Raw genomic sequence first — 14,147 nt, forward strand, 5'->3', positions numbered from 1 at the left:
CCGCAGGGGCGCCCGCCGCCCGCGGAGCTACTCCGCCATCGTCACCACGGTGATCGAGGAGGGCGGCAGGTCGACGACGGCCCCCTCGGCGGCCTCGAGCGTCTCGCGGAACGGTGGGTCGTTCCTGGACGGCCTACCGCGCGAGTCCGTGCCCTGCGTCGGGTCCCACTGGTACTGCAGTCCCGAGTACTGGGCGACGTCGACCGATCCGGTGACGACCTCGCGTTCGGCACCCTCGAGAGTCTCCAGCCGCACGGAGGTCGACTGCTGGGGGTCCTTGTTGAACATCAGCACCGACAGGCGCCCGTCGGGACGTCGCAACGCGTAGGCAGTGACCGCCGGGTCGCCCTGGCCGGTTGCCGTGCTGGCCACCTCGGTCGCCAGGACCTCGTGTGTGCCGTCGCCGGGCTGGACCCAGACCGTGTTGACCAGGTGCGCCCCGTGGAAGGCAGCGACGGGGCGCGTCTCCCACTCGTCGTAGAACTGCCAGAGCATGAGGTTGCCCCAGGTGTCGCAGGGTCTGCCCTCGTCCTCCTGGAACACCCAGTTCGGCTCGAGCCCGTAGAAGTAGACGGTGTCGCCCCCCAGCTCCAGGAACTTCGCCGTCGTCTCGGTGTTCAGGATGGCCCCGGCCAGCTCGACCTCCGGCTGCCCCGCGAACGCCGAGTAGCCGAGCTCGGTGATGACCGTCGGGATCTCCGGCGGCAGGCCCGCCTCCTCCTGCTTGCGCAGGATGTCCGCGAGCAGCCGGGGATTGTCCTGCAGCGGCTGGGCAGTGTCGGCGCAGACGTCGTCGAACGGGTACCACTCGAACGAGAAGAAGTTGAAGTCCGCCATCCGGTCGTGCTCGCGCAGGTGCGAGACGAATCGTCCGGTCCACGACTTGACGCCGTCCTCGTCCGGCCAGTGGATCCAGTCCGGCAGCGTGGTCTGGTAGCCGGGCCCGCCGAGCTGGATGTCCGGGTCCACCTCCTTCAGGGCGTCGGCCACCTGTCCGTAGAGCGCGGCGTAGTGCTCGGGCTGGGCCAGCTGCCCGTCCGGCTCCTCACCCATCTCGATCTGCTCGACCGGATAGTTGCGGCTGCGGACGTAGCGCAGCAGCGCGGCCGCGTCCTCCGGGACCCCGTAGAGCACCGGGACGGCGGCCAGGAGCGGTTTGCCGGACGTCAGCCCGCTCTCGAACACGCGGTCCAGGCTGGCGTGCTCGTAGTTGCCGTCGATGTCGCCGGCGCGGTGCCACGGATCCGTCGACGAGGTGTACGTGATGGTCTGCTCCTGGGAGGGCACGTGGACGACCTGGTCCTGGAACCCGCCGTTCGCCGTCTCACCGAGCGACACCTCGCGCACGGCGTAACCGAGCCGGTCCCGGATGTCCCGGGAATCCGCCGGGCCGGTTCCGGAAGCGCCCGTGAGCTGCACGCGTACGTACTGCACCGAGACGGGCTCCGGGGCGAGGACGAACGTCTCCTCGCCCCCAGCGGCGGAGAACTCCGACGTGGGGAAGTCGAGCCATTGCCCGTCCGGGGCCGCGGGGTAGATGGCGCCGCCCTCGCCGACCCAGTACTGGACCTTGATCGCCTGCGCGTAGGGCTCGCCCCAGGACACCTTCAGGGTGTCCACCGGAACGGGGCCGCGCGGATAGGCGAGCATCATCCACTGCGGGTACTCGGTGTCGCTCTCGCCCGTGAAGTGCGGATCGAGGTACGGGTTGGACTTCCAGAAGGTCGACTCGTCGCCGTCGGTGAGCCGGGAGTAGCCGTCGTTCTTCGCCTGGTCGATGGTGTGCCCGCGCCGTGGGAGGTCGTACCCGTAGCTGACCCCGTGATCCTTGGTGGACGTGGAGCTCGAGACCCAGTACCCCTGCTCGTTCTGCGGATCGCTCCAGGTGCCCTCGGGGTTCCAGTGCCAGGCCTTCACGCCGAGCTCGGTCCGCAGCCGGAAGCTGAGCGGGCCGAACCCCGCGGACTCCATCAGGTCGATGTTCTCCGGCGTCCAGACGATGTCGATCTCGCCGGCCTCGAGACCGTCGACCCCGGCGCCCAGCGCGTCGGTCCCGTCGAACTCGCTGACCGACCGGTCGCTGTTGATCGTGGCGACCATGTCGGAGTACGGCGGGGCGGCCGGTTCCCGCGCGGCGACGAGCGTGGAAACTCCGGTCACGGCCACGGCGATCGCCGCCAGCGCCGCCACGACCACCACCACGCGTCGCGTCGCCGGCCGCCGCCCGGCGGTCGACGTGCGCTCCTCCGGGGTCGGCACTAGATTCGTCCTCCGTCGGCGGTGAGGCGTGCCGGCTCTCCATGCGCCTCGGGCTGCTGCTGTGCGGTGGGCGTAGTCACGACATCCCCGTATCGACTCTCACGTCTCTGGACCCGGCCATGGCTGTGCCCGGACGCCTCGAAGGCGTCCGGGCAGCCTAGATCGCGCTGGCCGGTGTCGGAGCACCTCCGGGAGCGCCGGCACCCGGACGGGGTACGGACGACGGGCTAGGTTCGCAGGCGTGGCGCCACCCGAGCAGGAGCCCGACAGGGCGGTCCGGCCGATCGAGAACTCGATGGTCACCGACCTGAGCGGCACCATGAGCTACGGCGACTACCTCGACCTGGACCGGCTGCTCGCGGCGCAGCATCCCCGCAGCAGCCCGGAGCACCACGACGAGCTGCTGTTCATCGTCCAGCACCAGACGAGCGAGCTGTGGCTCAAGCTGATGCTGCACGAGCTGCGCGGCGCCCGCCGGTCCCTCGGTGCCGACGGGCTGGCTCCGGCGCTGAAGTGTCTGGCCCGGGTCAAGAACATCCAGCGGACGCTGACCGAGCAGTGGTCGGTGCTGGCCACGCTGACCCCGCGGGAGTACGCCGAGTTCCGCGGGTCGCTGGGCAGCGCATCGGGCTTCCAGTCCGCCCAGTACCGGGCCGTGGAGTTCATCCTCGGCAACAAGGACGCCGCCGTGCTGACGATGTTCGAGCACGAGTGCGACGCCGCCAGGGTGCTGGGGGAGCTCCTGGAGTCCCCGACCCTGTACGACGAGTTCCTGCGGTTCCTGGCGCGTCGGGGCCTGGATGTCCCCGCCGGCGTCCTCGAGCGGGACGTGCGGGAGCCCTGGACGTTCCAGCCGGCGCTGGTGCCGGTGTTCCGGCAGGTCTACGAGTCCACCGACACGCCGTGGGCGATCTACGAGGCCTGCGAGAGCCTCGTGGACCTGGAGGACAACTTCCAGCTGTGGCGGTTCCGCCACCTGCTGACCGTGCGCCGCACCATCGGGGTCAAGACCGGCACGGGTGGATCGTCCGGGGTGGGCTTCCTGCAGCGGGCGCTGGGCCTCACGTTCTTCCCGGAGCTGTACGCGGTGCGGACGGAGATCGGGGCCTGAGCAGCCCCTCGCCGGCGTTCCGGCGTCGGCGCTCCGGCCCGGCGGGCATGCTCCGGTCCGTGGCACCTGGGCCCACGGATCAGAGATCCGTGATGCCGTAGTCCCGGATCTTCCGGTAGATCGACGAGCGGGACATCCCCAGTTCCGCGCTGGCCAGCGGCTTGCTGCCCGCGTGCGCGGCCAGGCTCCGGACGATGGCGTCCCGCTCGAGCGACTCCAGGGGGCTCAGCCGGCGGCGCACCGCCGACCGGGTCTCCGGTGGTAGGTCGGCCGCGGTGACCAGCCCGGTCCGGCGGCGGGCCACCACCTCGGCGAGCACCTTGCGCAGCTGGGTCACGTTGCCCGGCCAGGTCGCCCGGCTCAGCTGCTGCAGGGCGCCGAAGTCGAACGTCAGCCGGTGGTCGCGGGACAGCTGCTCCAGCAGCGCCGTCACCAACTCGGGGACGTCGTCGCTGTGGTGCCGCAGCGAGGGCACCTCGAGGGTGTGCGGGAAGTGCGGCAGCAGGCAGCCGGCCAGCTCCGTGGGCTGCTCGCCGTCGCCGACGGTCAGCGCCACCCACACCGACCCGCGCTGCCCGGCGTCGTCGGCGTGCTGCTGCAGCACCTCGCCGAGGGCGTGCAGCGCGTCCGGTGGCATCCGGTCGGCGTGCGTGACGGCCAGCGTCCCGAGGTCCCGGCCGAGCTCGTCGGCGACCACGTCGAGGAAGGCGTCGACGCGGTCGGGGTCCGCGCCGACCTGGGCGCCGTCGAGGGCCCGGAAGTGCCCGGCGGGCTCGGCGTGCTGTTGCACGGCGGCCAGCAGGGTGCGTTTCCCGGTGCCGGCCTCCCCGCGCAGCACCAGCCACTCGCCGGCCCGGCGGCACTCCAGGGTCGCCGAGACGCAGCGCTGCCAGGCTGCGCTCGACCCGACGATCCCGCGCAGTCGCGGCTCCGACCGTGGGCGGCTCACGGACTGTCCCCGGACGGCGCCGGCCGGGCCGGTCTGCGGTCCGGCGGACGGGCGCGGGTGAGCGGCGAGCGAGACCACGAAGATGCCGCCGGCCACTTCCCGGCGCCCGGCGATCGGCCGGTAGCTCATCCGGGCGCTGACCCCCGACGGCAGCCCGGCGACGACCGTCCCGGCGAGAGTGGTGCCCAGCATGTCCGTGGCCCGCTCGACCAGAGCGCTCTGATCGGCTGCGGACAGCGAACGGCGGGCGGCGCCGTTGAGCATGACGACGTTGCGGTCCAGGGCGAGCACGATGCCCGGGCTGTGCCGGCAGGCGTGCAGGTACTCGCGGAACAGGGTCAGGTCGGCCTGACCCAGCCGGCCCAGCATGCCCTTCTCGATCCGCTCGACGGTGGAGGTGGCCAGGGCGAGCATCAGCCCGCTCGATCCGTCGGACCACGAGGTGAGGTCCAGGGCACCCACCAGCTCGCCGCTCACCGGGTGGTGGATCGGCGCTCCCGCGCAGGACAGCCGCTCGAGGTGATCGGCGTAGTGCTCGAAGCCGTCGACCCAGGTGGGCCGGCGTTCGGCCAGCGCGGTCCCGATGCCGTTGGTGCCCACGGCCGACTCGGCGTAGCTGAAGCCGGGGGCCAGGGCCACCGCGTCCAGGTAGCGGCCGATCGCGGCGTCGTTGTCCGCCCGCCGCAGCACCGTCCCGGCGGCGTCGGTGAGCAGCACGCTGACCGGCTCGTCGGCCAGCTGCTCGCCCAGTTGCCTCAGCACCGGCCCTGCGGCAGCGAGCAGCGGGTCCTCGCGATCCCAGACCCGCACCTGCTGTGCCGGCAGGCGGTCGGCGGCCACCTCCAGCGACTGGCTCCGCCGCCAGGACGCCAGGATCGTCTCCCGCACCGCGCCTCCGGCGACCTCGTCGGCGGACAGGAACCGTGACCGTGCCTCGGCCAGCCGGCGCTGCTGCTGCGCCGGCCGCCTTCCCGCTCGTGAACCAACCCTCATGTCGGAGGCGCTCCGTCGTCGTCGACCTGCTGTCGGCCAGCAGTGGTGGCCCGGATCGACGGGGGCACCACTGCTGGTTGTGTGTCCTAGATCACCCGGCACGGACGCTAGTCCGCGGCGCAACCCCCGTGGGGCGCCCGGACGGTTCGTCCCAAATTGGGACACGTGGCAGGTGTCGCAGGCGGTCTAGTCCGGGTCACGACGAAGCAGGCCGGTTTCCCGACGGCCCCGGACCCCCGGGACGGACCTGGTCTGCAGGCGGTCACCGACCGCCCTCGTCACCGCCCGCGTCTTCCGACCCGGGCCCGGACCTCGGAGGCGTCCTTGAGCAGGCAGAGTCTCAGCAAAGCCCACAAGAAGATCACCGAGCTCTCGTGGGAGCCGACGTTCGCCACTCCGGCGACCCGATTCGGCACCGACTACAACTTCGACAAGGCGCCGAAGAAGGACCCCCTCAAGCAGATCCTGCGCTCCTACTTCCCGATGGAGGAGGAGAAGGACAACCGCGTCTTCGGGGCCATGGACGGCGCCATCCGCGGGAACATGTTCCGGCAGGTGCAGGAACGCTGGATGGAGTGGCAGAAGCTCTTCCTGTCCATCATCCCGTTCCCGGAGATTTCGGCGGCCCGGGCGATGCCGATGGCCATCGACGCGGTGCCCAACCCGGAGATCCACAACGGGCTGGCGGTCCAGATGATCGACGAGGTCCGGCACTCGACGATCCAGATGAACCTCAAGCGCCTGTACATGAACCACTACATCGACCCGGCCGGCTTCGACATGAGCGAGAAGGCCTTCGCCAACAACTACGCCGGCACGATCGGGCGCCAGTTCGGCGAGGGGTTCATCACCGGTGACGCGATCACCGCGGCGAACATCTACCTGACCGTCGTGGCCGAGACCGCGTTCACCAACACGCTGTTCGTCGCCATGCCCTCGGAGGCCGCGGCCAACGGGGACTACCTGCTCCCGACGGTGTTCCACTCCGTGCAGTCCGACGAGTCCCGGCACATCTCCAACGGCTACTCGATCCTGCTGATGGCCCTGGCCGACGAGGACAACCGGGTGCTGCTGGAGCGGGACCTGCGCTACGCCTGGTGGAACAACCACTGCGTGGTCGACGCCGCGATCGGCACGTTCATCGAGTACGGCACCAAGGACCGCCGCAAGGACCGGGACAGCTACGCGGAGATGTGGCGGCGGTGGATCTACGACGACTACTACCGCAGCTACCTGATCCCGCTGGAGAAGTACGGCCTGAAGATCCCGCACGACCTCGTCGAGGAGGCCTGGAACAGGATCTGGAACAAGGGCTACGTGCACGAGGTGGCGCAGTTCTTCGCCACCGGGTGGCCGGTGAACTACTGGCGGATCGACCCGATGACCGACGAGGACTTCGACTGGTTCGAGTACAAGTACCCGGGTTGGTACAACAAGTACGGCAAGTGGTGGGAGAACTACAACCGCCTCAAGCACCCGGGCCGGAACAAGCCGATCGCCTTCGAGGACGTCGACTACCAGTACCCGCACCGATGCTGGACCTGCATGGTGCCCTGCCTCATCCGTGAGGACATGGTGACCGAGAAGGTCGACGGGACCTGGAAGACCTACTGCTCCGAGACCTGCGCCTGGACCGACATCAAGGCGTTCCGGCCGGAGTACGAGGGGCGCCCCACCCCGAACATGGGCCGGCTCACCGGCCACCGGGAGTGGGAGACGCTGCACCACGACAAGGACCTGGCCCAGGTGATCCTCGACCTCGGCTACGTCCGCGACGACGGGAAGACTCTGATCCCGCAGCCGCACCTGGACCTGGACGACCCCAAGAAGCTGTGGACGCTCGACGACGTCCGCGGCATCAACTTCCAGAGCCCCAACGTGCTGCTCAACGAGATGAGCGACGCCGACCGGGAGGCCGCGGTCGCGGCCTACACCGCCGGCGGCCCCGCCGGGCGCCCGGCGCCTGCTCCGGCCGCCTGACGCACGGCGCCACCCGCGGACCGGATCGCGGCGGCAGGGGTCCTCAGCTACCTCTGCCGCCGCGATCCCTCCCACCGCTGTTCCCACCGTGCCCTTCCCACCCCACCTGTCAGGACGGGAGCCAGCCATGGGCGAGACGCCCAAGAAGCACCGGGTGCAGTTCGAACCGGTCGACCTGGAGATGGAGGTCACCGAGGACGAGACGGTCCTCGACGCGGCCTTCCGGCAGGGGATCATGCTCATGCACGGGTGCCGGGAGGGGCAGTGCTCGGCCTGCAAGTCCTTCCTGCTCGACGGCGACGTCGAGATGGACCGCTACTCCACCTTCGCGCTGCCGGACTTCGAGTCCGACGAGGGCTACGTGCTGCTGTGCAAGACGCGGGCCTACAGCGACCTCACCGTCGAGCTGATCAACTTCGACGAGGAGGCGCTGCGCAACGCGGTGCCGATCCAGACGCTGACCGCCACCGTCGTCGAGCTGGACGAACTCACCCACGACATCGTGTCGCTGGCGGTGCGGCCGGACGCCCCGTTCGAGTTCAAGCCCGGGCAGTACGCCGACCTGACCATCCCCGGAACCACGGAGCACCGCTCCTTCTCGATGGCCACGTTGCCCGACCAGTCCGCCGATCGGGTGCAGTTCATCATCAAGAAGTACCCGGGCGGGCACTTCTCCGGGCTGCTCGACGGCGTCCTCCAGGTCGGGCACAGCCTGCAGCTGATCGGCCCGTACGGCTCCTTCACCCTCCGCGAGAAGTCCGACCGCAAGATCGTGTGCATCGGCGGCGGCGCCGGGATGGCGCCGATCCTGTCCCTGCTGCGGCAGCTGGCGGCCCAGGAGAGCCAGCGGGAGATCGTCTTCTACTACGGCGCCCGCACCGCCCGGGACCTCTTCCACTTCGAGGAGCTGGCCGGCCTGTCCGCGCGGCTGCCGCACTTCACGTTCGTCCCGGCGCTGTCGGATCCGAGCGCGGCGGAGGACGCCTCCGTCGAGGAGCTCGCCGCCCGCGGGCAGACGTCCGAGCTGGGGCTGATCACCGACGTGGTGGACCGGCGGGAGGGCGATCTCGCCGACAGCGACTGCTACCTGTGCGGGCCGCCGCCGATGGTCGACGCGGCCCTCGCGCTGCTGGACCGCCGCAGCGTTCCGCAGGAGCAGGTCTTCTACGACAAGTTCACCACCTCCACGGCGAGCTGACCTGCCGTGCCCCGTCCGACGGCGCTGCCCGTCGGCCTCCGCCGCTGGACCCTCCAGCGCCGCCCCTCCCACCGATGAGAGAGAGAAGCCTGATGACAGCCACGGCAGAGCCGACCACCTCCAGCGCACCCCCGGAGAACGTCCGCAGCTTCCCGAAGCCGGCCTTCACCGACGCCGAGGCCGGCGCCAAGACCTTTCCCAGCTCGACCAGCCGGTCCTACAACTACTTCACGCCGGCCAAGAAGCGGGCGACGACGTACGAGGACGTCACCTTCGACGTCCAGCCGGACCCCGCCCGGCACCTCACCCAGGGCTGGATCTACGGCTTCGCCAACGGCCCCGGCGGCTACCCGCAGGACTGGACGGTGCTCAGGTCGAGCGACTGGCACCAGTTCCGGGACCCCAACGAGGAGTGGGAACAGACGATCTACCGGAACAACGCCAACATCGTCCGGCAGACCCAGCAGAACCTGGAGAACGCCAAGGCCGCCCGGGCCTACGACTCGTGGACCCGCGGATGGACGACGTTCGTCGAGCGGGACCTGGGTGCGTGGATGCACTGCGAGAACGGCCTGGGAATGCACGTGTTCACCGCAGCCCAGCGCTCGGCGCCGACCAACATGATCAACAACGCGATGTGCGTGAACGCCGCGCACAAGCTGCGCTTCGCCCAGGACCTGGCGCTGTTCAACCTGGACATCTCCGAGAGCGGCCTGCCCTTCGACGGCTCGGTGCACAAGGCCGTCTGGCACGAGGACCCGGTCTGGCAGGGCGTGCGCGAGAACGCCGAACGGCTCACCGCGATCGGCGACTGGGCGCAGGCGCTGTTCGCCACCAACGTGGTCTTCGAGTCGCTCGTCGGGGTGCTGTTCCGCAGCCATCTGGTCATGCAGGTCGCCGCCCGCAACGGCGACTACATCACCCCGACCATCGTCGGCTCCGGTGAGCACGACTACTCCCGGGACCTCGCGTACACCCGGGTGCTCTTCAGCATGCTCGCCCGCGACGAGGAGCACGGCGAGGCCAACCGGGAGGTGCTGCAGGGCTGGCTGGCCGAGTGGGTGCCGGTCAGCCTGCACGCCGCCCACCAGCTGCAGCCGATCTGGAGCCACCCCGGGGAGCGGGTCGTGCCGTTCGCCGAGTCCCTGGCGGCCGCCACCGCCGACCTCACCAACCTGCTGACCGAACTCGACCTCGACGTCCCGAAGGAGCTCTCCGAATGACCGACGACCAGTTCGGCGCCGCCGACCGCAGCTTCTCCAACATGTGCGGCGTCACCCTGATGAACAACCAGATCGGCTACATCGTCGCCGACGTGATGCGCCAGAAGGAGAACGTCACCGTCTCGGAGTTCCCGTCGATGATCCGCGTCGACGGGGTCGGGAAGCTGGAGTTCGACTTCGCCGAGATCACCGACGCGGTCGGCGCGGACTTCGACGTCTCGGACTTCGAGGAGATCATGTCCACCCACTACGGGCGGATGGTCCACCTCGATGACCGCACGATGCTGTTCTCCAGTCCCGAGGAAGCAGCGGAGTACATCGACTTCGACCTGAAGGTCGTCGAGCAGGTCTGAGCCGGCGCCACGGCGCCCCGCCCCTGCCCCCGGCCGGCGCTGCCCGGCCGGGGGCCCACCGCACCGCGTTCCGCGTTCCACCCGACCCGATCCCGCCGCACCCCCGACCGAAGGACAAAGCTGAGATGTCGAAGGACCTGCGCTTCAACGCCGATGCGCGCGCGCTGCTCGAGATCGGGGTCAACGCCCTGGCCGACGCGGTGAAGGTGACCCTCGGACCCAAGGGCCGCAACGCGGTCATCGAGAAGCTCACCGGCGCGCCCACGATCACCAATGACGGCGTCACCATCGCCCGGGAGATCCAGCTGCGCGACCCGTTCGCCAACATGGGCGCCCAGCTGGTCAAAGAGGTGGCCATGAAGACCGACGGGGTCGCCGGGGACGGGACGACCACCGCGACGGTGCTCGCCCAGGCGCTGGTCCGCGAGGGGCTGCGGTCGGTGGACGCCGGAGCCAACCCGATGCAGGTCAAGCGCGGGATCGAGAAGGCCGTCGCGGCGGTCGTCCAGGTGCTCGCCGACCGCACCGTCACCATGGGCGGGGACTCCGACCTGCGGCACGTCGCGCTGCTGTCGGCGAACAACGACCCCGAGATCGGCGACGTCATCGCCACCGCGCTCGGCCGCGTCGGCGAGACCGGCGTGGTGACGGTCGAGGAGTGGCCCCAGTTCGGGATGGACGTCAGCTTCGTCGACGGCGTGGAGTTCGACCACGGCTTCATCTCGGCCTACTTCGTCACCGACAAGGACCGGATGGAGGCGGTGGCGGAGAACCCCTACGTGCTGCTCACCAACGAGAAGATCACGTCGGTCCAGACGCTGATGCCGCTGCTGGAGCAGGTGCAGCGGGCCCGCCGGCCGCTGGTCATCCTCGCCGAGAACGTCGACGGGCCGGCGCTGTCGATGCTGGTGACCAACCACGTGCACGACACCTTCCAGTCCATCGTGGTGCGCGCCCCCGGATTCGGGCACCGCCGGCTCGCCGAGCTGGAGGACTTCGCCACCGTGCTCGGCGGCCGGGTGATCAGCTCGGCATCCGGGATCAGCCTGGAGACGGTGAAGCTGGAGCACCTCGGCCAGGCGAAGAAGGTCGTGGTCACCGAGAACAGCACCACGATCGTCGGTGGGGCCGGCGAGGCGCGGGAGGCCGGGCTGCGCGTGCAGCAGCTCAAGCGCGAGCTCGAGCGGGCCGAGAACGAGCACGACCAGGACAGCCTCACCCTCCGGATCGCGCGGTTGAGCGGCCGGGTGGCGGTCATCCGGGTCGGGGCGGCCACCAACGTGGAGCTCCGGGAGAAGCAGCACCGGCTGGAGGACTCGCTGCAGGCGACCCGGGCCGCGCTCCAGGAGGGCGTGGTCGCCGGGGGCGGCGTCAGCCTGCTGCAGGCGCAGGCCGACCTCGATCAACTGGACTTCACCGGGGACGCCGCCGTCGGCCGGGACATCGTCCGCCGGGCGCTGGAGGAGCCGCTGCGCTGGATCGCCATCAACGCCGGCTACGACGGCGACGAGGTGGTGAAGCGGGTGGCCGAGGCGCCGCTCGGGCAGGGCTTCGACGCCCAGACCGGCGAGTACGGCGACATGTTCGACCTCGGGATCATGGACCCGCTCAAGGTGACCCGGTCCGCGCTGCAGAGTGCGGCGTCGATCGCGGCCCTGCTGCTGACCACCGAGACGCTCATCGTCGAGCAGGTGCTGGGCAACCCCGGGGCCATCATCGCGCCCGGCTTCGGTGACCTGGCCGAGGGGATGGTCCGCCCCTCGAACATCTACTGACCGTGGCCGGCCACGAGCACCGACCGGTGCGGCAGGTGGACCGGTGAGCCCGCCGTTCGGCACGGGGGACACGGCGGCACCGGAGCTGACCGGGGCGGGCCCGGCCGTCGACCTGCTCCGCGCGGGGAGGCGGCCGCCCGGATCGGACGTGGCCGGACCGGGCGGCCGGCGGCGGGGGAGCGGCTCCCGCTGGCGGCTGCCGGTCGCGACGCTGGGGCCGGCGTTCCTGGCCGCGGTGGCCTACGTCGACCCGGGCAACGTGGCCACCAACCTGGCCGCGGGCTCCCGGTTCGGCACAGCGCTGCTGTGGGTGGTGGTCACGGCCAGCGCCGTGGGCATCCTGGTGCAGTACCTGTCGTGCAAGCTCGGGCTGGTCAGCGGCCGGAACCTCCCGGAGCACTGCCGGGACGCCATGCCGACCCCCGTCCGTCTGGGCATGTGGGTGCAGGCCGAGATCGTCGTGGTGATGACCGACCTGGCCGAAATCGTCGGCGGGGCGATCGCGCTGTACCTGCTGTTCGGTCTGCCGTTGCTCGCCGGTGCGGTGGTCATGGTGGTGGCGGCGTGCGTCGTGCTGGCGGGGACCGTCCGCGGGCACGGGCTGTTCCGGCCGGTGGTCTTCGCGTCCCTGGGCGTGGTCGCGGTCGGCTTCGTCTACCCGGCGCTGATCTCCGGCGTCACCGCCGCGGAGATCGGCTCCGGGCTGGTGCCCCGGCTGGCCGACGCCGACAGCGCCTACCTGGCGGCCGGTGTCGTGGGGGCGACGGTGATGCCGCACGTGGTGTACCTGCACTCCGGCCTCACCACCGGGGTGCGCGCCGCCAGCGGGCGGGGGGTGCGGCGGTTGCTGCACGTCAGCCGGGCCGAGGTGCTCCTGGCCATGCTGCTGGCCGCCGTCGTCAACATCTCGATCATGCTGGCCGCCACCGCGCTGACCCCGGCGGAGGGCGCCTCCATCGAGTCGGCCCACCGGGCCTTCGGGGCGTCGGCCGGGGCGGTGGTCGCGGCGCTCTTCGCCCTGGGGTTGCTCGCCTCGAGCTTCGCCTCGACCTGCGTCGGCGTCTACAGCGGTCAGATGATCATGCAGGGGTTCCTCGACCGGTCGGTGTCGATCTGGGTCCGGCGGGCGGTGTCGGTCGTGCCGGCGCTGGCGATCCTGGCGGTGGGGATGGACCCGACCGACGCGCTGGTGCTCAGCCAGGTGGTGCTGTCCTTCGGCCTGCCGTTCGCCCTCGCGCCGCTGATCTGGTTCACCGCCCGCCGTGCCTCGATGGGCGAGGACCGGAACGCCCCGGCCACCACCGTCGTCGCCGTCGTCGTCCTCTGCGCGGTGGTCGCGCTGAACGCCTTCGTGCTGGGAAGTGCCCTGTGAGGACACCGTGAGGACGCCGTGACCGTCCGGGCCAGGGACCGGGCGCGCGCGCCGCCGGTGCCGGCAGCCGCGACGTCGCCGCCCGTGTCGCGGCGGGCGGGCGTCGCAGCGTCCGCGTCCCGGATCCCCCATGTTCCACATCCCACGTCCCGCGTCCTGCCACCGAGCCCGTCCACCCGCTGCCGTCCACCCTGCTGCCATCGGAGTTCCGATGTCCTTCGCCGTTGCGTTGCTCTCCCTGGGCCTGCTCGTCGGTCTGGGATCCGTGCTGACCGTCGCCGCCGCCGGCCGCACCCCCACCGACGCGGTGCCCGCGTGCTGCCGGCGGCGGGTCGAGGCCTTCGCCCGGCGGGCCCGGGTGACCGTGCTGGCCGGGGTGCTGGCCGCCCTGGTCGGCGCCGCCTTCCTGAGCAGCTGACCCCGGTGACGGGCCCCGCGGCCGATCCGCACCCCGATCCGCACTTCGCCCTGGCGTGGAGCCGCTACGCGCTCACCCGGATCCGCGAGGTGGTCGACAAGCCGCGCGCGGAGATGACCGACGCCGAGCTGACCGTCTACACCCACGCGGCGAACGCGCTGGCCGGCGGGGATCCGACCATCGCGCTGTTCGTCCGCGGCCCGGGACACCGGCTCTGCCGGGTCTGCGGCGCCGAGTGGAGCTCGCTCATGACCCCCGACCACGTGGCCGGCTGCCCGCTGGGCTCCGGGGCATGACGCGCTACCGGTTCCTCGACGGGATGGGCGACGTCGTCGCCGAGGGCGAGTTCACCCGGCACGACGACGCGCTCGCCTGGGCCGAGGACCCCGACCGCGAGGAGGACGTGCAGCGCGTGGAGCACCTCGGGCCCGCGGGGGAGTGGCGCTGGGCCGGCGCCCTGCGCGGCTGACGTCTCTCCGAAGTTCCTCCGAAGCGAGACGGACGGGGGCGTACCGG

At 71.0% G+C, this 14,147-nt stretch carries 12 protein-coding genes; 10 read left to right on the forward strand and 2 right to left on the reverse strand.

The window, feature by feature from the left end; translation table 11 throughout:
* Positions 1-27: 27 nt before the first annotated feature.
* Entirely contained in the window at positions 28-2,259 is a 2,232-nt protein-coding gene (locus tag ACYVG5_RS00840; protein ID WP_222045105.1) for a hypothetical protein, read from the reverse strand.
* A gap of 241 nt (positions 2,260-2,500) precedes the next feature.
* Between ACYVG5_RS00840 and ACYVG5_RS00845 the strand changes: the two genes are divergently transcribed.
* Complete coding sequence (locus tag ACYVG5_RS00845; RefSeq protein ID WP_460682893.1) at positions 2,501-3,370, forward strand: tryptophan 2,3-dioxygenase; 870 nt, start codon at positions 2,501-2,503, stop codon at positions 3,368-3,370.
* A gap of 79 nt (positions 3,371-3,449) precedes the next feature.
* Here ACYVG5_RS00845 and ACYVG5_RS00850 read toward each other — a convergent pair whose 3' ends face one another.
* Complete coding sequence (locus ACYVG5_RS00850) at positions 3,450-5,312, reverse strand: AAA-type ATPase lid domain-containing protein (protein WP_222045107.1); 1,863 nt, start codon at positions 5,310-5,312, stop codon at positions 3,450-3,452.
* A 324-nt stretch (positions 5,313-5,636) separates the two neighbouring features.
* Here ACYVG5_RS00850 and ACYVG5_RS00855 point away from each other — a divergent pair, with 324 nt between their 5' ends.
* The 9 genes from ACYVG5_RS00855 (at position 5,637) to ACYVG5_RS00895 (ending at position 14,100) form a co-directional block, all read left to right on the forward strand.
* Complete coding sequence (locus tag ACYVG5_RS00855; protein ID WP_222045109.1) at positions 5,637-7,292, forward strand: ferritin family protein; 1,656 nt, start codon at positions 5,637-5,639, stop codon at positions 7,290-7,292.
* Between the two features lie 127 nt (positions 7,293-7,419).
* On the forward strand, positions 7,420-8,490 hold the full coding sequence (locus ACYVG5_RS00860) for a 2Fe-2S iron-sulfur cluster-binding protein (protein ID WP_222045111.1): 1,071 nt from the start codon (positions 7,420-7,422) through the stop codon (positions 8,488-8,490).
* A 92-nt stretch (positions 8,491-8,582) separates the two neighbouring features.
* Entirely contained in the window at positions 8,583-9,713 is a 1,131-nt protein-coding gene (locus tag ACYVG5_RS00865) for an aromatic/alkene monooxygenase hydroxylase subunit beta (RefSeq protein WP_222045113.1), read from the forward strand.
* Positions 9,710-10,066 (forward strand): propane 2-monooxygenase effector subunit MimD, encoded by a 357-nt coding sequence (gene mimD, locus ACYVG5_RS00870; protein WP_222045115.1) that lies wholly within the window; start codon positions 9,710-9,712, stop codon positions 10,064-10,066. The genes ACYVG5_RS00865 and mimD overlap by 4 nt, the downstream gene beginning before the upstream one ends.
* Positions 10,067-10,191: 125 nt before the next feature.
* The gene (groL, locus tag ACYVG5_RS00875; RefSeq protein WP_222045117.1) at positions 10,192-11,841 is read left to right on the forward strand and encodes a chaperonin GroEL; all 1,650 of its coding nucleotides are present in this window, start codon (positions 10,192-10,194) and stop codon (positions 11,839-11,841) included.
* Positions 11,842-11,884: 43 nt separating this feature from the next.
* On the forward strand, positions 11,885-13,213 hold the full coding sequence (locus ACYVG5_RS00880) for an Nramp family divalent metal transporter (RefSeq protein ID WP_460682894.1): 1,329 nt from the start codon (positions 11,885-11,887) through the stop codon (positions 13,211-13,213).
* A 211-nt stretch (positions 13,214-13,424) separates the two neighbouring features.
* Positions 13,425-13,631 (forward strand): hypothetical protein, encoded by a 207-nt coding sequence (locus ACYVG5_RS00885; protein ID WP_222045119.1) that lies wholly within the window; start codon positions 13,425-13,427, stop codon positions 13,629-13,631.
* A gap of 5 nt (positions 13,632-13,636) precedes the next feature.
* Positions 13,637-13,927 (forward strand): hypothetical protein, encoded by a 291-nt coding sequence (locus tag ACYVG5_RS00890; RefSeq protein WP_222045121.1) that lies wholly within the window; start codon positions 13,637-13,639, stop codon positions 13,925-13,927.
* Positions 13,924-14,100 (forward strand): hypothetical protein, encoded by a 177-nt coding sequence (locus ACYVG5_RS00895; protein WP_222045122.1) that lies wholly within the window; start codon positions 13,924-13,926, stop codon positions 14,098-14,100. Before ACYVG5_RS00890 ends, ACYVG5_RS00895 begins: the two co-directional genes overlap by 4 nt.
* Positions 14,101-14,147: the final 47 nt, after the last annotated feature.

The sequence above is a fragment of the Modestobacter lapidis genome (assembly GCF_054780755.1).